22 protein-coding genes are annotated in these 20665 nt (G+C 68.7%); 6 read left to right on the plus strand and 16 right to left on the minus strand.

Annotated features, from left to right (window positions below):
* Positions 1-49: 49 nt before the first annotated feature.
* Positions 50-1726, minus strand: coding sequence for a hypothetical protein (locus tag E4O86_RS01875; protein WP_161138818.1), 1677 nt, complete (start codon positions 1724-1726; stop codon positions 50-52).
* Between the two features lie 127 nt (positions 1727-1853).
* Here E4O86_RS01875 and E4O86_RS23735 point away from each other — a divergent pair, with 127 nt between their 5' ends.
* The 3 genes from E4O86_RS23735 (at position 1854) to E4O86_RS01885 (ending at position 3678) form a co-directional block, all read left to right on the plus strand.
* Positions 1854-1985, plus strand: a complete 132-nt coding sequence (locus E4O86_RS23735) for a hypothetical protein (protein WP_281351510.1) — start codon at positions 1854-1856, stop codon at positions 1983-1985.
* Between the two features lie 293 nt (positions 1986-2278).
* Complete coding sequence (locus tag E4O86_RS01880; protein WP_161138819.1) at positions 2279-2884, plus strand: zinc metalloprotease; 606 nt, start codon at positions 2279-2281, stop codon at positions 2882-2884.
* Between the two features lie 65 nt (positions 2885-2949).
* The gene (locus E4O86_RS01885) at positions 2950-3678 is read left to right on the plus strand and encodes a hypothetical protein (RefSeq protein ID WP_161138820.1); all 729 of its coding nucleotides are present in this window, start codon (positions 2950-2952) and stop codon (positions 3676-3678) included.
* A gap of 127 nt (positions 3679-3805) precedes the next feature.
* On the opposite strand, the gene E4O86_RS01890 is transcribed toward E4O86_RS01885, so the two are convergent.
* The 5 genes from E4O86_RS01890 to E4O86_RS01910 form a co-directional block, all read right to left on the minus strand.
* Positions 3806-4624: a substrate-binding periplasmic protein gene (locus E4O86_RS01890; protein ID WP_161138821.1), complete on the minus strand. Its 819-nt coding sequence runs from the start codon at positions 4622-4624 to the stop codon at positions 3806-3808.
* Positions 4624-5481: an ABC transporter permease gene (locus E4O86_RS01895; protein ID WP_161138822.1), complete on the minus strand. Its 858-nt coding sequence runs from the start codon at positions 5479-5481 to the stop codon at positions 4624-4626. Before E4O86_RS01895 ends, E4O86_RS01890 begins: the two co-directional genes overlap by 1 nt.
* Positions 5478-6467 (minus strand): ATP-binding cassette domain-containing protein, encoded by a 990-nt coding sequence (locus E4O86_RS01900; protein ID WP_161138823.1) that lies wholly within the window; start codon positions 6465-6467, stop codon positions 5478-5480. The genes E4O86_RS01895 and E4O86_RS01900 overlap by 4 nt, the downstream gene beginning before the upstream one ends.
* Before the next feature lie 52 nt (positions 6468-6519).
* Positions 6520-7368: a substrate-binding periplasmic protein gene (locus E4O86_RS01905; protein WP_161138824.1), complete on the minus strand. Its 849-nt coding sequence runs from the start codon at positions 7366-7368 to the stop codon at positions 6520-6522.
* 97 nt (positions 7369-7465) lie between these two features.
* Positions 7466-9241 carry a pyrroloquinoline quinone-dependent dehydrogenase gene (locus E4O86_RS01910; RefSeq protein WP_161138825.1) on the minus strand — a complete coding sequence of 592 codons (1776 nt, stop codon included), beginning with the start codon at positions 9239-9241 and terminating at the stop codon, positions 7466-7468.
* Positions 9242-9560: 319 nt separating this feature from the next.
* Here E4O86_RS01910 and E4O86_RS01915 point away from each other — a divergent pair, with 319 nt between their 5' ends.
* Complete coding sequence (locus tag E4O86_RS01915; RefSeq protein ID WP_161138826.1) at positions 9561-10010, plus strand: c-type cytochrome; 450 nt, start codon at positions 9561-9563, stop codon at positions 10008-10010.
* A gap of 147 nt (positions 10011-10157) precedes the next feature.
* On the opposite strand, the gene E4O86_RS23890 is transcribed toward E4O86_RS01915, so the two are convergent.
* Entirely contained in the window at positions 10158-10853 is a 696-nt protein-coding gene (locus E4O86_RS23890) for an MBL fold metallo-hydrolase (protein WP_205520610.1), read from the minus strand.
* 30 nt (positions 10854-10883) lie between these two features.
* The gene (locus E4O86_RS23100) at positions 10884-11180 is read right to left on the minus strand and encodes an MBL fold metallo-hydrolase (protein WP_205520612.1); all 297 of its coding nucleotides are present in this window, start codon (positions 11178-11180) and stop codon (positions 10884-10886) included.
* Between the two features lie 137 nt (positions 11181-11317).
* On the opposite strand from E4O86_RS23100, the gene E4O86_RS01925 reads away from it, so the two are divergent.
* Together E4O86_RS01925 and E4O86_RS01930 are read left to right on the plus strand one after the other, a co-directional pair.
* Positions 11318-12139 (plus strand): endonuclease/exonuclease/phosphatase family protein, encoded by an 822-nt coding sequence (locus E4O86_RS01925; protein WP_161138827.1) that lies wholly within the window; start codon positions 11318-11320, stop codon positions 12137-12139.
* Positions 12127-13701 (plus strand): phospholipase D-like domain-containing protein, encoded by a 1575-nt coding sequence (locus E4O86_RS01930; RefSeq protein WP_161138828.1) that lies wholly within the window; start codon positions 12127-12129, stop codon positions 13699-13701. The genes E4O86_RS01925 and E4O86_RS01930 overlap by 13 nt, the downstream gene beginning before the upstream one ends.
* A 29-nt stretch (positions 13702-13730) precedes the next feature.
* On the opposite strand, the gene E4O86_RS01935 is transcribed toward E4O86_RS01930, so the two are convergent.
* From E4O86_RS01935 to E4O86_RS01970, 8 genes are read right to left on the minus strand one after another with little or no spacing between them, the layout of a single operon-like run.
* Positions 13731-13991 carry a hypothetical protein gene (locus E4O86_RS01935; RefSeq protein ID WP_161138829.1) on the minus strand — a complete coding sequence of 87 codons (261 nt, stop codon included), beginning with the start codon at positions 13989-13991 and terminating at the stop codon, positions 13731-13733.
* A 23-nt stretch (positions 13992-14014) separates the two neighbouring features.
* On the minus strand, positions 14015-14965 hold the full coding sequence (locus tag E4O86_RS01940) for a class I SAM-dependent DNA methyltransferase (RefSeq protein ID WP_161138830.1): 951 nt from the start codon (positions 14963-14965) through the stop codon (positions 14015-14017).
* On the minus strand, positions 14965-15951 hold the full coding sequence (locus E4O86_RS01945; protein WP_161138831.1) for a GNAT family N-acetyltransferase: 987 nt from the start codon (positions 15949-15951) through the stop codon (positions 14965-14967). The genes E4O86_RS01940 and E4O86_RS01945 overlap by 1 nt, the downstream gene beginning before the upstream one ends.
* Positions 15948-17009 (minus strand): glycosyltransferase family 4 protein, encoded by a 1062-nt coding sequence (locus E4O86_RS01950; RefSeq protein WP_161138832.1) that lies wholly within the window; start codon positions 17007-17009, stop codon positions 15948-15950. Before E4O86_RS01950 ends, E4O86_RS01945 begins: the two co-directional genes overlap by 4 nt.
* A 28-nt stretch (positions 17010-17037) precedes the next feature.
* Positions 17038-17967: a glycoside hydrolase 5 family protein gene (locus tag E4O86_RS01955; protein ID WP_161138833.1), complete on the minus strand. Its 930-nt coding sequence runs from the start codon at positions 17965-17967 to the stop codon at positions 17038-17040.
* On the minus strand, positions 17964-18734 hold the full coding sequence (locus tag E4O86_RS01960) for a TIGR04290 family methyltransferase (protein ID WP_161138834.1): 771 nt from the start codon (positions 18732-18734) through the stop codon (positions 17964-17966). The genes E4O86_RS01955 and E4O86_RS01960 overlap by 4 nt, the downstream gene beginning before the upstream one ends.
* An 8-nt stretch (positions 18735-18742) precedes the next feature.
* Positions 18743-19558 (minus strand): sugar phosphate nucleotidyltransferase, encoded by an 816-nt coding sequence (locus E4O86_RS01965; protein WP_161138835.1) that lies wholly within the window; start codon positions 19556-19558, stop codon positions 18743-18745.
* 1 nt (position 19559) lies between these two features.
* Positions 19560-20663, minus strand: a complete 1104-nt coding sequence (locus tag E4O86_RS01970; protein ID WP_161138836.1) for a CgeB family protein — start codon at positions 20661-20663, stop codon at positions 19560-19562.
* Positions 20664-20665 lie beyond the last annotated feature (2 nt).

Raw genomic sequence — 20665 nt, forward strand, 5'->3', positions numbered from 1 at the left:
AGCGCAGGCCCTCGGTCCGCATTGGCGGAGGCTTGCACCGGATGGCTGGCTACTGGACTGCCGCCCAGCCCCCGTCGGCCTGCCTCTTCAGCAGCGTGACGGTATTGGGGTCGATGTCCTGGTAGATGTCCGCGCTGAGGTCGAACAGAAAGGCAAATTCGCCCAGCACGCGCCAGAATCGAACGACGCCATCGCCCTCGCTGAACGAACCGCAAAGCGGCGGGGTCGGCTCCTGCCGCTGCCGTTCGTACATCGGATCGGCGGACGTGATGTCGAAGACGTAGCCGTCGGGCGACGTCGCCGGATCGGCCTTTCGGATGGCGCATTTGCGGCCCCGCAATTCCGCCTCCGCACCCTGGCGGGAGCGCATGTCGAGATCGCGCTTGATATTGTTGGGGTCGATCCAGTTGAACCAGACCAGCGGCCGCGGATCGCTGACATCCGGCTTCTCGCCGTAGGCTGCGTTGAGCGCCGAGCGGACGACCATGAGCTGTGCCCACTGCGCGCCACCGGCATATTCCAGTTGTGCCGTGACCCCCTTGCAGCGCAGCGCACGGTAGAGCAGCGCATCCTCGACGACCTGCACCTCGTTGACGACCCATTCGCATTCCGGATCGGGCAGGTAGTCGCCATAGGTCGGCGTGCCGGTCAGATAGTTGACGGCGCGGCCGGCACAGATGCCGGTGAATGGCAGGCGCGGCCCGTCATCGGGGCAGCTCGGGTCGCCCGGCATCCCGCCATTGCCTGCTTCGGTCTGCTGCGCCGGTTTCGGCTCCGCCACCGCAACCGCGCCGCCGCCCCTGCGCTGGACGCATTCCTCGATCTTCGTGGCGACCGCCGCGGTGCCGATCAGCCGATGCCTGATCGATGCGCCGCCAGTATCAACGACCATGGTGTTGCCGTTGCGGATCTTGTCGAGCTCCTGCATTCCGAGCCACAACAAGGCCCAGCCGCCGCCTGCCGAACCGCTGATCGGCCGGCTGTCGCCGTCGACGTCGAGATAGCCGTTCCAGTCCGGCCGGACATCCGCGGCGACCGCGACCTGCCACTGCATGCCGTCCCAGCCCATACGCCAGATCGTGCCACGGTCGTCCGTCTCACCGGCGCAATAGGCGAAGTTGCCTGCGACGGTTGCGGCGACGACGCGCCACCCGCGGGCGGTGCCGTAATTGGTCTCCTCGGCTTCAGGCACCCCGCCGATGTCGTAGCCGCCATAGTCGTTCGTCCCGGAATTGCCGGCGTTCTGAAGCCCGTGGCTGCGCGCGCATTCCTCCACCATCTGGATCGCCGCGCCAGAGCCTCTCAGCGCATATATCGGACCCTCCGGATCCAGATTGAGGTTGATGCTGCGAGCCGATCTCATGGCGTCGACCACGTCTTGTCCAACCGGGGCGACGGCAACGTTCTCGACCTGCTCGAACGTCGCTTCGAACGACTTGCGATCTATAAGGATTGACGTCGTCGTCCTGTCGTCAATCCGATAGTCCGTCCACAGCTCCCAGTCGCGGCCGTTCAGAACGATGCTGAAGAACTGTCCGAAATCCCGCTGAAGCCTGTTGTTGGTCATGTTGGCCCGGCAGGAAGACGGGATGTGTTCTTCAGTCAGGATAGTCCAAGGCCCGGAACGGCCGTATTCCTGCGTCTGGGCCTGTGCGGCAAGATTGCTGCCGAAAAGGCACGCGGCGGCGCTCGCTGCAGACATGAAGCATTTCAGGGAAGTCTTCATTCTTGACGTGCCCCCTATACCGTTTTTTTGGAAATGGAAGTTATCGTTCGCGTAGCGCGCGCGAGTCGTGCGCGCGGGCGCGTCGCCTCGCCTCGCCTGAAACGCGCGGTGACCTGAATCTCCAGAGATGAATGAAGCTGAACAGCCGAAGGCCGAAGCAATGACGGTCAGCCGAAGTCGTCATCGGCTGCCGGCAATCACGACCGACGATTTCGCGCTGCCCGAACGCGTTCGAGATCCCACCAATTCCCCCAATTGACGTTAGGACAGCAACACTGCCGCTGGCAACCTTGATGGCCGCCTTCAAATTGAAATAAATTAAAAAGATCGTTTGTGCGCGCAGCAAACAACGGCCGACCTCGACTCTGCGCAGGCGCCCCGGCAGCACCACGAGCCGAGGCGGCTTTGGCAGCGATGTGTCTTCCGGACCTGTTCCCGCTGGGCCCACTCGGCGAAGACGTGCTCAGGGCCCGCCGGCCGGACCTTTCGGGGGGCACCGCCGCGGGTCTTCCGTGATATAGCGGACGCTCCGGCCGACGAATCCGACAGCCAGTGTTCGACCTCACGCTGCAGATCGTTCTCTTCCGTCTCGCGGGCCTCCTCGCGATCGCGGGAGTCCATGGCGCCGCGCTGGCCGGTTCCGCACGCCTTCTGGGCGATCCCGGTCCCGCCTATGACGGCCGGCTGACCCTCAATCCCCTTCCGCATCTCGATTTCGTGGGCGGCATCGGCCTCGCCTTCTTCCGGCTCGGCTGGGTCAAGCCGGTCGCGATCGACCCGGCGATGCTGAAGGCCGGCCGGGCCGGGCTCGCTCTGGCCGCGCTCGCCGGGCTTGCCGCGGTCCTTCTGCTCGCGATCGCGCTCCGCGCGGCGCGGCAGCCGCTCCTCATGGCCTCGACCGGCAATCTCGCGCTCGGCGGCGTCGCCCTCCTCGACATTGCGGCCGATCTCTGCCGATGGTTCGTCATCTTCAATCTCATCCCGGTCCCCCCGCTTACGGGCGGGCTGTTCCTCCAGGCGGTGGCTCCGCGCGCGACCGCCCTGCTGGCGCGCTACCGGGCGGGCGTCATCGCAGCGCTCGCCGCCTTCGTCGCGAGCGGTTGGGCATTCCGCGTCCTGCATCCGGGGAACGATCTCCTCGCCGCGCTCTTCGGCTAAGTCGGCCCGGCACAGGAGCGCGTTCGACGTGAGCGCGGTGCCGCTGTCGCGCTCGGATTTGCGCCTTGGACCTGAGCTCGGCTTCGTTCCTCGCCAGCGCAATCCGATTGAACAATGCGGGCTTCCGCCTGCTTCGGACCAAACCGAATGAACAGGTTCTCTCGATGCTCGACTTTATTTCTAGGAACCACGAACTGCTCAACCTGGCCGCAAACTGGGTCATGGTTGCGATTTGGGTGGCCTATCTTCAAATCTTCTTGCTGAGCTTCCGACGGCAGACGCTGCCGAAACTTGTGATCAACCGTGCGGCCGGATCCTCGCTCGACGCCTCATGCTTCGTGAGCAACATGAGCTCGGAGGCAATCTACATCGAAAGCGTCATCGTCGAAATTGAAGCCGGTGAAGACAAGCTCGCCTGCGCCGTGACGGACGACCTCCCCATCATCGAGAACAACGCCGAAAACAGAGATCCCAAACTGCGGACGTATCAGGGGGCACTTTCTCCTGCGCAGTATACTTCGCTGGGCAAGTTCGATGATCTGATTGGAATGGTGGCCGGCCAGACCGGGCAAGACCATGATCAGCTGAAATCCGCCGGCGATTCGATCGCCGTTGAGATCACGATCGTTGCCGACTACGCGTCCGAAAGCCTGCTGATTGGCGCCAGCCGCAAGTTCCGCGCGCGTTGGCAGGGGGATCGTTGGAAGCTGAGCGCTGAAACCCCAGGCACTCACCAGATCAGATCGCGCCGCGAGCGAAGGCGCCTCTACGATACCATTGCTGAGATGGGCTAAGTCGAATTGCGCTTTGGCCGCGCTCGCGGGGCTTGCCGCGGTCCTTCTGCTCGCGATCGCGCTCCGCGGCAGCCGCTCCCCATGGCCTCGACCGGCAATCTCGCGCTCGGCGGCCCGCGGTCTTCGGCTAGCCGGGGGCCGGCCCGATAAAGGCTGCCGATCCGCCGAGATAGCGCCGGAGGATCGCCGCCTCGCGTCCGTCCTCGGCCATGCGCGACAGAGCCGCCCCGATCGCGCGCTTCAGCGTGAGATCGCCTTTCCAGAGCCCGAAGGTCACCGGATGGCGCTCGAGCCCGCCGCCGAGCCATTCCGTGCGCCATTGATGCTTGCCCGCGAGCCAGGCCGCGAGCAGAGCCTCCGTGATTCCGATCTCGAACCGCCCCTCCTCGATGCCGGCGGCGAGCGCTTCGGGGGTGCCGACGAGAACAGTCCGGATCCCGAGCGACCGGATGAGGCTCGACAGGGCGATCCGGTCGAGGCCGGAAGCGCCGACCAGCACGCCGGCGGTCCGGCCGGCGAGATCGCCCGGCCGCTCCTTGCCCAGCACGGCCCAGCCGGTCTCGGCGATCGGCCGCGTCACGTCGAGGAAGCCGCGCGTCGTCGGCGAATCCAGGATGCCGCCCGCGAGCACCTGGCACTGCGCCCGCGTGAGCCGCCATCCGCGCGGGTTGAAGTCCCGGCCCATCGCGGCGACATGCGTGAGCGAGAGCTCGACGCCGAGCTCGGCGGCGACTGATTTGAGAAGATCGACGTCGATGCCCGGCTCGGCCGGATCGCCGGTGACGAGCGGGGGATAGGAAGCCGGCACGCAGACGCGCAGCGTGCCGGCCTCTTCCACCTCCGCAAGCGAGGTGTCGGGCGGCAGCAGGTAGACGGAAGCAAGCAGGAGCGCGATGACGAGAACGAGGCCGTAATCCCGCCAGAGCCGGCCCGCGGCCATGCGCATCAGGCCCTCCGGAACTCGAGCAGCGCAATGGCGAAGAACACGACGGCCATGGCGACGAGGATGATCGGTCCGAGCCGCGGATCGAACTGGTGGAAATGGATCAGCGCGCCCCGGAGCGCGTCGACCGCATAGGTGATCGGATTGGCCTCGACGATCGTGACGAGCCATTCCGGATACCTGACGCGCGCCTGCGCGCCAGTCAGCGCCGGATCGAGGGGGAAGATCGAGGAGGAGGTGAAATAGAGCGGCAGGATCACGACGTTGGAGAAGACGCCGAACCCTTCGAAGCTGCGGATCCGGTTCGCGATGATGACGCCGAGGGAGGTGAGGCCGAAAGCCAGCAGGAACATGAGGCCGACCGCCTTCAGGATGTCGAGCGGCGCGAGCGCCACGTCGACAAAGCGGGCGAGGGCGAGCACGAGACAGCCGTGGAGCATCGCCACGGTCGTTCCGCCGAGCACCTTTCCGAGCAGGACGGCCCAGCGCGGCAAGGGCGAGACGAGCACCTCCCGCAGGAACCCGAACTCGCGATCCCAGATCACTGATACGGCCGATTGCACCGACGTGTAGAGGATGTTGAGCGCGATCACGGCCGGAAAGATGAACTGGAGATAGGTGTAGGGGACGACGAAGCGGACCTCGCCGTAGATCTCGCCGCGGAAATACGGATTGAGCCCGATCCCCATGATCAGGACCCAGAGCAGCGGGCGGCTGACCCCGCCGATGAGCTGGCCCTTGTCGCGGATCGCCCGCTTCACCTCGCGCAGCCAGATCGCGTAGAGACCGACGAGGATCTGCGGGACGATTGCGCGCTTCCGGTCGTCCGGGCGGCCCGTGCGAGGTTCGGCCGCCGTCATCGCGTGTGCTCTCCGCCGCGCCGGCCGAAGGCGTAGGTGCGCTCCCGGGGCGCTGCGGCCTGGTCGCGCAGCTCGCGCCCGGTCAGCGACAGGAAGACCGTCTCGAGGCTCGGTTCGCTGCGTGCCATACGCTGGATGCGGGCGCCATGGCGCGCCAGGAAGCGGTCGACGAACGCGTCCGTGGCGGGCTTGAAGAGGAGCGCGCCGTCCGGCGTCTCCGCTGCCGCACCGAAATCATCCCGGATCATGGTCTCGGCTTCGGCGTCGCGGGGCCAGACCTTCAGCACCGCCTCCCCGTGCGCCGCCTTGAGCCCGGCCGGGCTGTCGAGCGCGAGGATGCTGCCGTGATCGATGATGCAGACGCGGTCGCAGCCCTCGACCTCCTCGATGTAGTGCGTGGTGACGATCACGGTCAGGCTCCGTTCCGACCGCAGGCGCTCCAGATAGCCCCAGATGCGGCCGCGGGACTGGGCGTCGAGCCCGACGGTCGGCTCGTCGAGGATCAGCACGCGCGCATCATGGATGAGTGTGCGGGCGATCTCGAGCCTTCGCTTCATGCCGGAGGAGAGCGTCCGCACGAAGCGCTCGCGCCAGTCGGCGAGCTCGACCACGTCCAGCATCTCCTCGATGCGGCGCCGGCGGAGCTTCCGGGGCACGCCATAGACCATGCCGTGGAAGTCGAGATTTTCATAGACGGTGAGCCGATCGTCGAGGCTCGGCTCCTGGAACACGACGCCGAGGCGGCGGCGTGCCTCGACGGGCTCCCGCACGACGTCGTGGCCTTCGATCTGCGCGCGCCCGCCGTCCGGCCTGAGGATCGTCGCGAGAATGTGGACGAGGGTGCTCTTGCCGGCGCCGTTCGGCCCGAGCAGCGCGAAGAACTGGCCTGGCTCGACATCGAAGGAGACAACGTCAAGTGCCAGCACGCGGCCATACCGCTTGCTGATCGCTTCCACCCGGACCGATGCCGCCTTTGCAGGGCTCACGAGATGCCTCCCCGGGCCCCGGCTCGGCCGGGTCGCGGACGCTCGGAATGCTTCAAGGCGAGGTCTCGATTGTCCCGGGGAAATGGTGTCTGGCGAGGATGGCGGCAAGCGTGCCGTCTGCGGCGAGCGATCCGATCGCCTGGTCCAGGCTGCTCCGCAGGAAGGTTTCGTTCGCGAGCATCGCGGCGCCGACGCCGAGCGTGGCGACCGGCAGGGGCGAGGGCGAGATCAGCCGCAGGCCGGCATAGGCCGGATCGGCCTGCTGGATGGCCCACACCGCCGGCCCCCAGACGAGCGCGGCCGCGACCGTGCCGCCTTTCAGCGCCTGCAGCGCCGCCTCGTTGTTCGCCATCGGGAATCGGCGCCAGCGCGCACCGGCCGGCATGGACTCGCGATATTTGATGAAGGCGAAGTCGGCCGTGGTGCCGATCGCCGATCCGATCGCCTTGTCGAGGGGAATGTCGGAGAGGGCGTTCCAGTCGGGGTCCTGCACCGCGAGCACATAGGCGGCGTCATAATAGGGCCGGCTGAGGGCGAGCCAGCGCGGATAGCCTCCCGGGATCAGCTTGAACCCGAAATAGATGTCGCAGTCCTTGAGGAAATGCCGATAGAGACTGTCCCAGCCGGCGGTGACGATCGGATCGCTCACGATCTTCGGCTCGGGCGTCAGCAGCAGGGCGGAGGCGATGGCGTCGGCTATGTCCTGCGCGATGCGCCATTCCGGGTCGCGCGGATCGAGGCAGAAGCGGAGCGTGCCCTTGTCCTCGTGCGTTCCGTATTTGAAATCCTCGGGAACGAAGGGCGTCTGCTGTGCGGAGGCGGGGAGCGCGGCCGTGGCGGCGCAGATCAGGGCCGCGACGAGGATGCCTGCATAGCGCCGAATACCTGCCGGGACGCACATCACGATGCCCGATTCTGAAGGCCCGCCCCGGCCGGGCGGGCCCGCTTCGATGGAAGGCGTCCGGGGCGAGGGTCGCCCGCCCCGGACAATGTCGAGCTCACTGCGTCTGCGACGGCAGGGCGAAGACCCAGAGTGCCGAGCCGCCGTCCGGATTCGTGATTTCCGGCGTCAGCGTGGCCCAGGACCGGGCGGCGCTCGATCCGTTGCCGACGGCCACGGCCACATATTGCTTGCCGTCGACCTCGTAGGTGATCGGGAACGAGTTCACCGCATTGTTGGTGCGGATCTGCCAGAGCACGTCGCCGGTGGTGTCGTCGAAGGCCCGGAACCAGCGGTCCCAGCTGCCGCCGAAGACGAGCCCGCCGCCGGTCGGCAGCACCGCGCTCGTCATCGGCGAGCGCTGACGGTGCGACCACATCGTGGACTGGTCCGTCAGCTTCACGGCGTCGACGCGCCCGATATTGCCGTCGCTGTTCGGGACCGGGACGCGGGCGAAGGTCGCGCGGCCGCCGCCCGTATAGACCTGGCCCTGGTCGAGTGGCTGCGGGGTCGTGTTGGAGCAGAACTCGTTGAGCGGCAGGTAGAGCGCCTGCGTCTTCGGGCTGTAGGCGGTCGCCGGCCAGCCGCGGCCGCCCGGATCGGCCGGGCAGTTGACGGTGGTCTGGCCGATATGCGGGATGGCCGCCTCGTTGATCGTCTTCTTGCCGGTTTTGGAATCGATGCCGGAGACGACGTTCTGCGGGACGGTCTCGGTCGCCCAGAGCCACTCCCCGTTGGTGCGGTCGATCGCCTCGATGATGCCGAGCTTGCCGGTGGTGACGAGGAGCTTCCGGTCGGCGCCGTTCACCGGCAGGTCGACCAGGATGCGCTCGTAGACGTAGTCGAGGTCCCAGGTGTCGTCCTCGAGGTACTGGTGGTACCACTTCAGTTCGCCCGTCTTGGGATCGATGGCGAGCGTGGAATCGGAATAGAGCGATTCGTGCCCGTGGCCCTCTTCGTGCGGGCGCGTGCCGCGCATCTCGGCGATCCAGGGATAGGGCTGGCCCACGCCCTGGAACACGAGATTCTGGTCCGGATCGTAGCTGCCCGAGATCCAGGCCGAAGCGCCGAACCGGCTGTCGAGCGGAAGGCCGTTCCAGCTGTCGCCGCCCTTCGGATCGTCGGGCCGCGCGATCGTGTAGACCCGCCAGAGCTCCTTGCCGGATTGCGGATCGTTGCCGGTCACGAAGCAGCCGCCGGGCTCGGCATTGCCGCAGCCTGTCATGCCCTGCACGATCACGCCGTTCGCCACGAAGGGCCCGCCCGTATAGCGCCAGCCCTTCGACCAGTCGGCCGTCTGATTGTCCCAGACGAGCTGGCCGGTCTTGGCATCGAGCGCGATGATGTGGGCGTCGGAGGTCGCGACGATCAGCTTGTCCTGATAGATCGCGATGTTGCGCTTGGCGAGGTTGTTGCCGCCGGCGGCGACGAGGTCTTCCGGCAGGTCGCGCCTGTATTCCCAAATGAGGTCGCCGGTCGCGGCGTTGAGCGCCTGCACCTTGTCGCCGTAATTGAAGATGAAGAGCACGCCGTCATGCACGAGCGGCGTGGTTTCGGTTGCCCCGCTCGTCAGCGACCACGACCAGGCGAGCTGCAGATTCTTGACGTTCTCCTTGTTGATCTGGTCGAGCGGGCTGTAGCCCCAGCCGTTATACGTGCGGCGCCACATGAGCCAGTCGCCGTCGTCCGGCTTCTTGAGCATGTCGTCCGTCACCGGCCGCATTTTCTCGGCCGGATTGGCCATCTGGCCGTCCTGCGCCTGGGCGCTGGAGAGCGGCGCCGCCAGAAGCGGCGTCACAATCATGGCCGACGCGAGCAACCGAAAAGGGATCATGGGCTCTCTCCCTAGCCACTCTTTTGCGGATTCGATGGGTGGCTGTGAACTCTGAGGAACAGGTGCGTCACCGGGCTCGTTCGTGTATGCATCTGAATGCTCGGTAAGGCAGGCTTATAATGATCCCCGCAATGAAGGTCGTCAATGACGTGCCTGGCTGTCGGGGACGAGCGGGGCGCCCAATCGGAGCGGTCGTGGAGAGGCGGCCGCATCCTGTCACAGGCCGGCCCGCCCGGCGCTAAGATTATGAAAGGTCGTGATAATGTTGAAGAAGAGGCTCCTTCGGGAATTGTGCGCGCTCGGTCTTTCCCTCTTCGCCTTGTCGGCGACCGGCGGAGCGGCGCTGTCCGAGATCAAAGGCATGCCCTCTCTCGATGCGACGAAGCCGCTCGGGCAGCCGGCCACGCCGAAGGCGACCGACTCGGATGCCACGCGGCCGCCGAGTTTCACCGAAGCCCAGGTCGAGCGCGGCCAGCAGGCCTTCCTGAAGAACTGCGCCGATTGTCACGGCGATCAGCTCAACAACGGCGAATTCGGCGGCGCGCCGCTGGTCGGCTCCTATTTCGACGACCATTGGGGCGAGCTTACCGTCGACGCGCTTTATGGCTACATCATCTCGGCGATGCCGCCGGACCGGCCCGGCCGCCTCAGCCCGCAGGTCTATGCCGACATCGTGGCGTTCATTCTGGACAAGAACGGCTACAAGGCCGGGGGCCAGGAACTGCCGGGAGATCTGGCGGCGCTCGGCGCGATGACGCTCGAGCGCTGACGGAGCGATACCGGGTGCCAGGCCTCCCGCCAGAGCGCGCCCGGTCGGAACTTCCCGCTCCGGATCAAGTGGGCAGCATCCGACCGCGCGGTGGCTGAAGTGCTCGGCCCTGTTCCGGGATCCGCCTTAGGGCCAGGGGCCGATCGGTCAGTCCGGCGGCCGGCCCGCGAAGCTCTCCATCACCTCCGCGACGAGCGCGTTCTCCTCGCCGGAATAGCGCGGCGAAAAGTGGAAGGGCTCGAGGCGGCGGACGCCGGCGCGGCGGGCGAGGGCGCCCGCCTGCCAGGTGGTGAGGTGCGCGCGATCCGCCGCGATTGCGGCATCGGCATGCCGGAAGGGCGCCTCGATGAAGAGGAGTCCGGCCCCGCGGACGAGCGCCTCGATCGCGGCCGCGTTCGCCGGCGTGAAGGCCGCGTCCGTGACGTAGCCGATCTTCTGTCCTGGCGTCAGCGTCGCGAGATCCATGGCCCGGAGCTCCGCGAGCGTCAGCCGGCGGGCGACGGTGCGGCCGTCCCGCCTTCCTTCGATTTCGATGGTACGATCGCCGCATGCGTTCCCGGCGAGCGCGGCCTTGAAGGTCCGGAGCCAGGGCCCGACCGGCAGGCCGCTCGCATCCAGCCGAGCCTTCCAGTTATTGACGTGGACCGGCTCCTGGAGCGCGAAGGCGAGGCAGGGCGTATGGTGCTCCAGGATCGCGGCACGGACTTCCAGGTTGCTGTCCCGCAGCAGGAGGCCGTCGGCCATGCTCGGGACCTCGGAGCCCTCGCGCAGGAATCTCCGCTTCAGGCGGAACCTGCAGCGCTCGGCGCGGGAAGCCGACAAGAGCTCCGTCACCTCGAACACGAGGTCCGCCTCGATGCGCTCCGTCAGGTCTCAGGTATAGCCGGCGAGCTTGTGGCCGATCCTGTCGGCGATGCCGGCCGGCCCGTGGATGCGGATATGCGCCGGCCGCCCGACCAGGACGCGGAGCAGGCGGTCGAAGCCGATCAGGTGATCGATGTGACCATGAGAAATGAAGACGTCGCTCACGCGCAGCAGGCGGCGCGGCTCGAGCGCCTGGATGTCGCCGATGTCGAGAAGGACGGCGCGGCGCTCGAACTGGAAATCCACGTAGAGTGCCGGGTCGCCCGTCCGGCCGTTGACGAGGATCGGGTGGAGCATCGGTCGCATGGCTTCAGGCTAGCGGGCCGCGGCGGAATCCGACAGGCGGCGATCGGAGAACCCGCGGCGGGACAATTCGCCACCCGGATCCGGAGAACCCGCGGGCCCATCTTGCGTTGATCTCCTCGACGATGTCTGGAATCGGCATGAGCCTCCTCTCCAATTCCTCCTCCGGGCTCGAAACCATGGAGCCGAGCGACCCCGCCGCGTCGAACACCGCGCCGGCGCGGTCCGGCGGCACGCGCGCGGCGGCGGCGGCAAGCTTCTCGATCGCGACCTACAACATCCATTCCTGCGTCGGGCTCGACGGCCGCCGCGAGCCGGAGCGTGTCGCCGAGGTCCTCCACGAGCTCGATGCCGACGTGGTCGCGCTCCAGGAGGTCGATTCCCGCCGGCTCAAGACGCACGGGCACTGGATCGACCAGTTCGCCTATCTCGCCGAACTGACCGGCTACGAGGCCGTGCCCGGCCCGAACGTCGTGGATCATTCCGGCTCGTTCGGGAACGTGCTCCTCAGCCGGTTTCCCGTCCGGCGGACCCGCGCCGTCGACCTCACCTTCAGTACCTGGCGCGAGCCGCGCGGGGCGATCGACGCCGAGCTCGCGCTCGGCAGCCGCAGGCTCCGCGTCGTGGCGACGCATCTCGGCCTCACCCTGCGCGAACGGAACGCGCAGGTCGCGCAGCTGATGGACGTCCTCCTGGCGGAGGGCGACGAGACCGCCCCCTGCGTGCTGCTCGGCGACCTCAACGAATGGCGGCCCCGCGGCGGCAGCCTCCGCCCGCTCATGGGCGAGCTCGAGGGCTCTCCCCAGCGGGCGACCTTTCCGACCTGGCGGCCGCTCCTGCCGCTCGACCGGATCTTCGCCCGCAACGCCTGGTTCGAGCATGTCGAGGCGCATCGCTCGGCCCGTTCCCGGATCGCCTCCGACCACCTTCCCCTGAAGGCGATCTGCCGATGGACGGACTAGCCGACGCGCGGAGCGGCGGCTCCGGCCCCGCCGCATCCGACGGGGGAGCCATCCCGGCCGGCGCCGCGGCCGGCCACGCCTCCGCCGTGCAACCGATCCTGGAGCCCGGCCGGAACTGCTGGCGGATCGAGCGGGCCGACCGCATCGCGCTGCTCGTCGACGCGATCAGCTATTTCGGTGCGGCGAAGGCGGCCATGCGCAAGGCGCGCCGTTCCGTCATGCTGATCGGATGGGACTACGACCCGCGCATCCGCCTCGAGCCCCACAGGGAGGACGCCGCCCAGCCGGACGTCCTCGGCGATCTCCTCGACTGGCTGGTGGCGAACCGGCCCGGGCTCGAGGTCAGGGTCCTTCGGTGGGACATGCCGCTTCCGATGGCGCTCGCCAAGTACCCCAAGATCGCGCTCAGGATCCGGGACTGGATGACGAGCGTGCGATTGAAGCTGAAGCTCGACGGAACCCATCCGGCCGGCGCGTCGCACCATCAGAAGCTCCTCGTCGTCGACCATTCGATCGCCTTCTGCGGCGGCATCGACTTCGGCTGCGAGCGCTGGGACCGTCCCGGCCACGTTGCCGACGACCCCTGCCGCGTCGATCCCGACGGGGCGCCCTATCCGCCCCGCCACGACGTCGCCATGGCGGTGACCGGGCCGATCGTGGCCGCGCTTTCCGAGGTCGCGCGGGAGCGCTGGCGGCGCGCGACAGGGGAGGCCGTCGCGCCGCTCGATTGCAGCCACGATTGCTGGCCGGACGACCTGGAGATCAATATCAGGAACGGCCGGGTCGGCATCGCCCGCACCGAGCCGGAATGGTATGCGGCGCCCTCCGTCCGGGAGAGCGGCGCACTCTTCGTCGACATGATCGCCGCGGCCCGGCGCAGCATCATTCTCGAGAATCAGTACTTCACCGGCGATGCCATCGTGGGCGCACTGGCCGCGCGGCTTTCGGAGCCGGACGGCCCGGAGATCGTGGTAATCAACCCGGCCCATAGCCCGGGCCGCTTCGAGCGCATGGCGATGGACACCGTTCGCACGGTGCAGGTCGAGCGCATGCGGCGCGCCGACCGGTACGGACGGTTCAGGATCTACAGCCCGTTCAACGCGGCCGGCCAGGCGGTGATCATCCATTCCAAGGTTGCGGTGATCGACGACCGGCTGCTGCGCATCGGCACGTCGAACATCAGCAACAGGTCGATCGGCTTCGACACCGAATGCGACCTCGCGATCGAAAGCCGTCCGGGCGAACCGGGCGCGGCCGAAGCCCGGGAGACGATCAGGGCGTTCGCCGTCCGGCTCCTCGCCGAGCATTGCGGCGTCGAACCGGACGCCTTCGCGGCGGCCTATCGCGAGACGGGCCGTCTCGCCGCGGCGATCGACAGCTTCGCCGAGGGCAAGCGGCTTCGGCCCATGCCGGAATCCAGGCCGAGCGCCTTCTCGCGCTGGGCGGCGCGGAACCACCTCTTCGATCCGGTCGATTCCGGCGAGGCATGGTGGCTCCTCCGCCGCCCTTGGCGGCCGCGCCGGCCATCGGGAGGGCCCCGGCTGCGCTCGGGTGCGGCCTGAACGCGTCGCGGCGCGCTTCCGGCGGCCGGTCAGTCCGGCGAGCCGCCCCGGTTGGGCCTGAGCGGGCGGTGCTCCGGCTCGCCCGCGCCGGCCTCCTCGTCCGCCATCGCGGTCGCCGCGGCGACGCGGTGCGCGACGGGCTCGCTGCTCCCGCCTTCGAAGATCGGCGTATCCGTCTCGCGTGCCTCGGCTTCGTCCTGGTTCGACCCCGGGGCGGACGGGCGGCGGACCTCGTTCGGCGCGGTAAGCCGCGACCGGCGGCTCAGGGGCGCTTCGTCTCTCTCGGCCATGGCGTCCTCTCGCAATCTCGGGGCTAACGGTCGCCGGCGCCGCTGCGTTCCGGTCGAGCTGGCTTGTCGAGCCGGAAGGTCAGCCCGTCCCAAAGCGCGAAGTCGCATGTGCCGCGGCGGACGAGATCGAGGCCGCAGGAGACGGCGGCCCGGGCGAGATCCTCCGCATCGAGGGCGGGATCGTTCCGGTAGGAATGGTTGACGATCAGGAGCGTGCCGCCGGGCCGCAGCACGCGGGCTGCTTCGGCAACGTGCCTGGCGGCGAGATCGCCGCCGGCGAGCACCAGGTAGGGGAAGCTGTCCACGGCAAGCACGAGATCGAAGCGTTCGCCCGGAAATGCGCCAAGGTCGCGGCCCTCCGTCACCGCAAGCGCGACATTCTCAAGGCCCGCGCAGGCCCGGCGCGCCGCCGCGATCATCTGTCCGGAGACGTCGATGCCGGTGACGGAGCGGACATGCGCCGCGAGAGCCTTCGCGATGCGGCCCGGCCCGCAGCCGAGATCCAGGACCTCGGTTTCGGTACGGAGGAGGGACCAGCGCCCGAGCGCCGCGACGATCTCCCCGGTCAGGCGGTCGAGGAGAGCGTCGTCTCCGAGGGCGTAGAGCGCCGCGCCCGCGCCGGGCGAGAGCAGGGCCACCCGGTCGAACACCGCCGTCCAATATCCTATGCCGTCCGCCCCGGCGGCCGGAGCGGCGTCGTGCCTCGCTTCGGCAAGTACCGACCGGATGGTGCGCCAGGCATCCGGATGGGCGCGGTGCAGCCGCTCCGCTTCGGCGATCCGAGCGCGCGCCTCTGCTGCGAGCCTCTCTCCGGCGAGCGCGACGAAGGCTCTATCGACCAGGTCCGGACGGTCTGCCTCCGAAAGGAGCCGCATCAGCACGACGTTCGGCGGCAGCGTGCCCGCGACCAGCGCCCGGAGAGGCTCCGCGAAGGGAGGCGGCAGATCCGCCAGCGGGTCAAGCGGCCCGGCCATCATGCGCCACGCCGGAGAATGCGGTGGCGGTTCCAGCGGTCGCTTGCCCCCCAATCGTATTTGTAGGCCTCGCCGCCGCGCAGGAAGTGGAACTCCCCTGCGCCCTCGCGCACGGCCTCCGCGATGGCGTGGCCGAGCAGGATCGTGCCGGGACTTTCATGCCCGAACTCCGGGTCGAAGCCGCCGAGATAGGCATAGGCGCGGCCATGCGGACCCTGGAACCCGTAATAGGCCCCGGCGACCGCTCCTCCGATCTCGACCGTGAAGAGCCGCGCGACGCCCTGCGCGACGAGCGGAGGCAGGGCGCAGCGATGCAGGATCCTCACCGCCGGATCGGCGAGCACGCCCGGCTCGTTCCGCTCGCGCCAGCGCTTCTCGTGAAGGGCGAAGAGACGGTCGAGAAAGTCCTCCGCGCTGCCGGCACCCGCGGCTGCCACCCGAACCGTTCCGCGTCGTCCGGCACGGTGGAGCGCCATGCGGAGCTTCCGAAGCTTGCGCGGAGGGACCGCTTCCTCGATGGCGCCGGCGAGCGTCAGCACGGGGCAGGGCTCGGATCGCTCGTTCGATTCAGCATATCCCGAGGGGGTGGGCAGGCGCAGGGCGGCTGCGCCCAGCGGCAGATCCGGCAGGTGCCATTCGGCGATTGCGGAACGGGCGATATGTGCGGAGATCGCGGCAAGCGCCTCCGTTGCGGCGGCGGGATCGGCGAGGACGTCCAGATAGTCGCTGACCGAGATCCCGATCGGGAGCGCGCGGCCGGTCGCGGCCTCGAGGTAGAACGGGGCGAGCGCGACGAGGGCGTCGCCGGATCGGACGGCGAGCGCATGGAGCCGTCCCGGACCGAAGGCGCGCCACCAGGCGAGGAGCCAGGCCGGAGTCTGGAAGGGGGTCGCATGCGCGGTCCGCCGCCAGAGGTCCCACCAGTCCGGCGACAGGCGCTCGAGCGCGGCTTCCTCTTCGATCACCTCCAGCCGGAGCGCGCTCACATCGTCCTCCCGGCCGGTGCCTCCGCACCCGCTCCGGCGATCTGCCGGTACATGGCGAGATAGGCCTCGATCATGCGGTCCATGGAAAAACGGCGTGCCGCCTTCCGGCAGGTCTCCGCGGAAATCGCACGGCACTTCGCGATCGCCGCCGCGAGTTCGGCTTCGTCGCGGACGAGATAGCCGGTGCGGCCGTCTTCGACCGTTTCGCGCAGCGCGCCGCGGTCGAACGCGACGACCGGCGTCCCGCAGGCGAGCGCCTCGCGCGCGACGAGCGAGCTCGTCTCCGCGGCCAGAGAGGGCAGAAGGAGACAGCGTGCCGCCGAAAGAAGCCGCCGCTTCCGCGTGAAGCCGAGCGGGCCCAGAAAGCGGCAGGTCGGGCCGAGACGGGGCCGGACGGCATCCTCGAAATAGCGCAGATGGTCGGGATAGGCGAAGACCCGGCCGCCGATGAGGAGCGGCAGCCGGGCCGCGGCGGCCGCCTCGATCGCCAGGTGGACGCCCTTCTCCGGACAGATGCGACCCAGGAAGAGGGCGAAATCCCGCTTCCTCAGGCGCGTCTCGAAGAGCGCGTCCGGCACGCCGTTCTCGATCGGCTGGAGGAGGCGCAGCCCGGGCGGGCAGGCTTCGTGCTGCGTACGGGAGACGCAATGGAGGAAGGTGGCGGGGCGTGCCGGCCGGAGAGCCTCGGGCGCGTACCAGCCCGGCGGAAGGTGGAGCGTCGCGAGCACGGGCACGTCGCCGCCCGGGAGGTAGCGATGGAAGTCGATGCCGTGAAGGTGGACGACGTCGACGGGCTCCTGTGCCAGGACCGCCGCCAGCGCGTCCTGCGTCCTCGACCGGCCGGCTTCGCGTGCCTCATCCCCGAGGGGGCCGCGGACCGCGGGAACGGCCACCAGCCTGCCGCACACTTGCGAGCCCTGCTGCGCGACGACGATCGAACGATGCCCGCGCCGCACGAGGCCGGCATCGATCGCGGCGACGATCTGTTCGGCGCCGCCCACGGCGTCCGGTCCGACCGGTGCGAAGGGATAGGCGACGCTGAGGACCGTGAGCGCCATGGCCGGACCTCGACGGCGCGCCGGCGTCTCAGGAGGTCGTGGCCAGTGCAGCCCGTCGCGTCGGGGCGCTCGAGCCGGCGTAGCGCCGGATCATCGCGGCGCAGAATTCGGCGAATTCCTCCTTCGCCTGCGGCGCGCTCGTATGATGCGGCGCGATGCCGCGATGCTCCGGCGTGAAGCAGAACGTGACCGTCACCTCGAAATCATCGAGGGCTTCCATCTGCCGGTCGAACCAGCGGAGGGCGTCGGGCCGGAAGCTGTCGGCCCAGGAGAGTCCGGTCCGCAAATGGCGGACGCCGAGCCGCTTCATCCAGAGGACGGCATCGTCCAGCCGGTGGTCCTCGAAATGGAACCACTGGCAGATGCCGAGATCCGGGGTCAACTCGGCGAAGCTCTCGGCGGCGGGCTTCGGCGAGCCGTCCTCGCGCAGGAGCCCCATGTAGAAATGGCGGTAGTAGGAGGAGCCCTCGGCCTCCTTGTGCCGCGTCGTCGCCTCCCAGGCGCGCGGCAGGTCGTAGAGGCTGTACCAGTGGATCCGCGGGACGATCCGCGTCAGGAGCTCCGCCGTCCGGCGCAGGCCCCAGTCCTGGACCTCCTCGGCGCCGAAGGTGGAGACCCCGACCTCGGTCACCCAGATCGGAAGCGCCGTGACGGCCCGGATCTCCGCGATCTTGGCCGGCCATTCGTGGATCTGCCAGAGGTTCCAGTCGAGCGGGAATCCGTGCACCGCCAGCACGTCGACATGGTCCAGCACGCCGTAGCCCGCGAGCCGCGTGACGAACATCGGATCGATCGGCGACATGCCGCCGAGGACGCGGGGCAGGCGGGGGTTCTCGGCCCGGATCGCCTCGCCGGCCGCCTTCGCCATGTCCGCGAAGAGGATCCATTCCGGGTCGATCTCGGGGTCCCAGTGCGACTTGTTGTTGGGCTCGTTCCAGATCATCGCCGCTTCGATCATGCCTGCGGTCCTCCGGCGGGATAGACCGGCCCGGCGCCGTAGGGACGTTCCACCCGGCGGCAGAGGAAGACCTCGTCCTCCGGATGGTCGACGATGGCGAAGCCCGCGCTCCTCAGCATCGCCTCGGAGCAGGCCCGGTTGGGAATCCACCAGTTGGTCGGGTCGTTGGCGTAATGGTGCTCGACGAAGTGAAGCTTCGGATAGCCGGGGCTGTCGAAATGATCCTCGCTCCAGAACGGATAGTCGCGGTCGACCGGATCGGAGTCCTTGCTGCCGCGCTGCATGGACTGAAAGAGCACGAGGTCGCGCGCGACGTGCTCGTGAATGAGGTCGAGCGCGAGGAGCGGATGGCGGAGATGATAGAGGACGCCCATGAAGATCACGATGTCGAACCTCTCGCCGAGCGCGCCGACATCATAGACGGAGAGCTTGCGGAACTCGATGTCGAGGCCGAGCACCTCGGTGGCGAAGCGCGCCTGGGCGAGATAGTCGTCGTCGAAATCGATGCCGAGGACGCGCGCCGCGCCGCGCCGCTTCATCTCGATCGAGTAGAAGCCGCCGTTGCAGCCGATGTCGAGCACGGTGCGGCCGGTCAGGTCGCGCGGCAGCGCGTCCGCGAAGAGCCGCCACTTCACGCTCGGATAGTCGCCGAGGAAATGGTCCGGGGCCGTGGACACGCCGTTGAGGTCGATATTGTGGAACCACGGCCCGAGCGCGTCGGCCCTCCTGCGGATCTCCTCCCGCGACAATTCCGCTGTCGTGGACACCAATGGGCCTACTCCCGCTTGCCTGCCTCGATGAAATGGATGGCGCTGCCGGCCGGCCAGCCGAGCTCGACATGGAGGCCGCCGGCGAGGGGGCCGGTGGAATCGGCCTCGCTCAGGAGGCCGATCGCCGAACGGTAGCCGTTGAGCGTGCCGACATCGACATAGGAGCGGCCGGCCGGGACCCCGCAGGCCTCGCCGCCCGCCGCGATATAGGCGTTGACCAGCGTGCCGATATATTCGTCGCTCCGGCCGCGCGCGACCCAGAGCGCGTCGAGATCGTGGAGGACGCGCCCGGGCATGGTGAAGGCGCCCCAGATCCAGTGCGACGCGGCGCCGGGCCTTTTCACCTGGATCTCGCGGACCATGCCGGCCTCGTCGAGGACAACGGCGTCGAAGAGCTCGGGCCGTTCGACCGGGAAGAGCAGGAAGGCGAGCCTGTCGCGCGGCAGCGCGGCGAGCCCGTCCTCCGGAAACCAGATCGTGTCGGGAAGCCCGACCACGACCGGCTCGTCCGGCTGGACGAGCGGGCTCGCCCGGAAGATGGCGTCGCAGAGGCCGCTCGCCTGCGGCTGGACGACATAGGCGACCGTGACGCCGCGATAGCCGGCGCCGTAATATTCCATGATGTCGGACTTGCCCGGCGAGATGACGAAGCAGATCTTCTCGGCGCCGCCGCGGATCATCCGCTCGACGAGGTACTCGCTCACCGCGCAGGGCCGTTCGATGCCGTGGTCGAGCCGGCTTCCGACGGGAAGCAGCTCCTTGGAGAACGCCAGCGGCTGGATGCGGCTGCCGCGGCCGGCGGCCGGAACGATTCCCCACATGTCAGGCCTCCGCCGGGATGGGCGCCGCCTGCGCGCCCGCCGCCCATGCCTGTTCCGCGAGGCGCTCGAATTCGGCCGCGCGCCGGTCCGAGGTGTGCTCCGAGAGGACCCGCTCGCGGGCCCGCCCGGCGATCCGCCGGAGTTCGGCATCCCCGAGATCGAGCGCGGCGAGGGTATCCTCCGTTTCGTCCGCGACGAGAATCTCCTCGCCAGGTGCGAAGAAGGCGTCGAGCCCGTCCCAGCGGTCGGAAAGGACGGGCGTACCGCAGGCGGCCGCCTCGAAGAGCCGGCCCGACGGGCACCAGCCCATCGCCGCCATTGCGCTGCGCGTGATGTTGAGGGTCAGCCGGGACGAGGAGAAGAAGGCGGGATGCTCCGCGGGCGGCATGTGGCGGACGAAGAAGATGTTTTCCGACCAGGGGAATTCCTGCGGGTACTGCGCCCCGCCGATGAGGAAGCGGGTGTCGGGGCGGCGGCGCGCCGGCTCGATGAAGAGGCGGTCGAGCGCCGCCTGGCGGTCGGCCGCGTAGGTGCCGAGATAGGAGAGGGAGGCGGCGAGCCGGCGGACGGCGGCAGTCGGCCGGTGCACTTCGGGGTCGACGTGGCCGTAGAGCGGCGCGACGTTCCGGGCGCCGAGCGTCCGCGCGAGCTCGCCGAGGGCCTCGCCGCCGGTATAGCTCATCACGAGGTCGAACCCCGCCAGGCCGCCCTCGCCGATATAATCGGGCCGCTCGCCGGATTTCAGCCTGGCGAGCGTCACGGGCGTGTCGAGGTCGTAGAAGACGCGAAGCGCCGAGGGGGCGGCGAGCACCAGCTCGGTCGCCGCCACGCCGTCCGGGCAATAGGAGGTCACGACGGCGACGTCGGCGCCGGCGATCTCGCGCTCGGCGCGGGCGCGGATCCCTGCCCAGTCCGGATAGAGGACGAGCGTCGCGCCGGGGATCTCATGGCAGTCGCGCGTCGCAGCGTAATAGGGCACGTCGCGTTCGAAGAAGGCCACCTGGTGGCCGCGCCGTGCGAGCGCCCGGCAGAGCCCCCGCCAGAGCGTGGCGTGGCCGTTGCCCCAGGAGGAGGATACGGTCAGTCCGAACACGACGATCCGCATCT

Source organism: Propylenella binzhouense, from assembly GCF_009866965.1.
In the GTDB taxonomy this organism is placed as follows: Bacteria; Pseudomonadota; Alphaproteobacteria; order Rhizobiales; family Afifellaceae; genus Propylenella; species Propylenella binzhouense.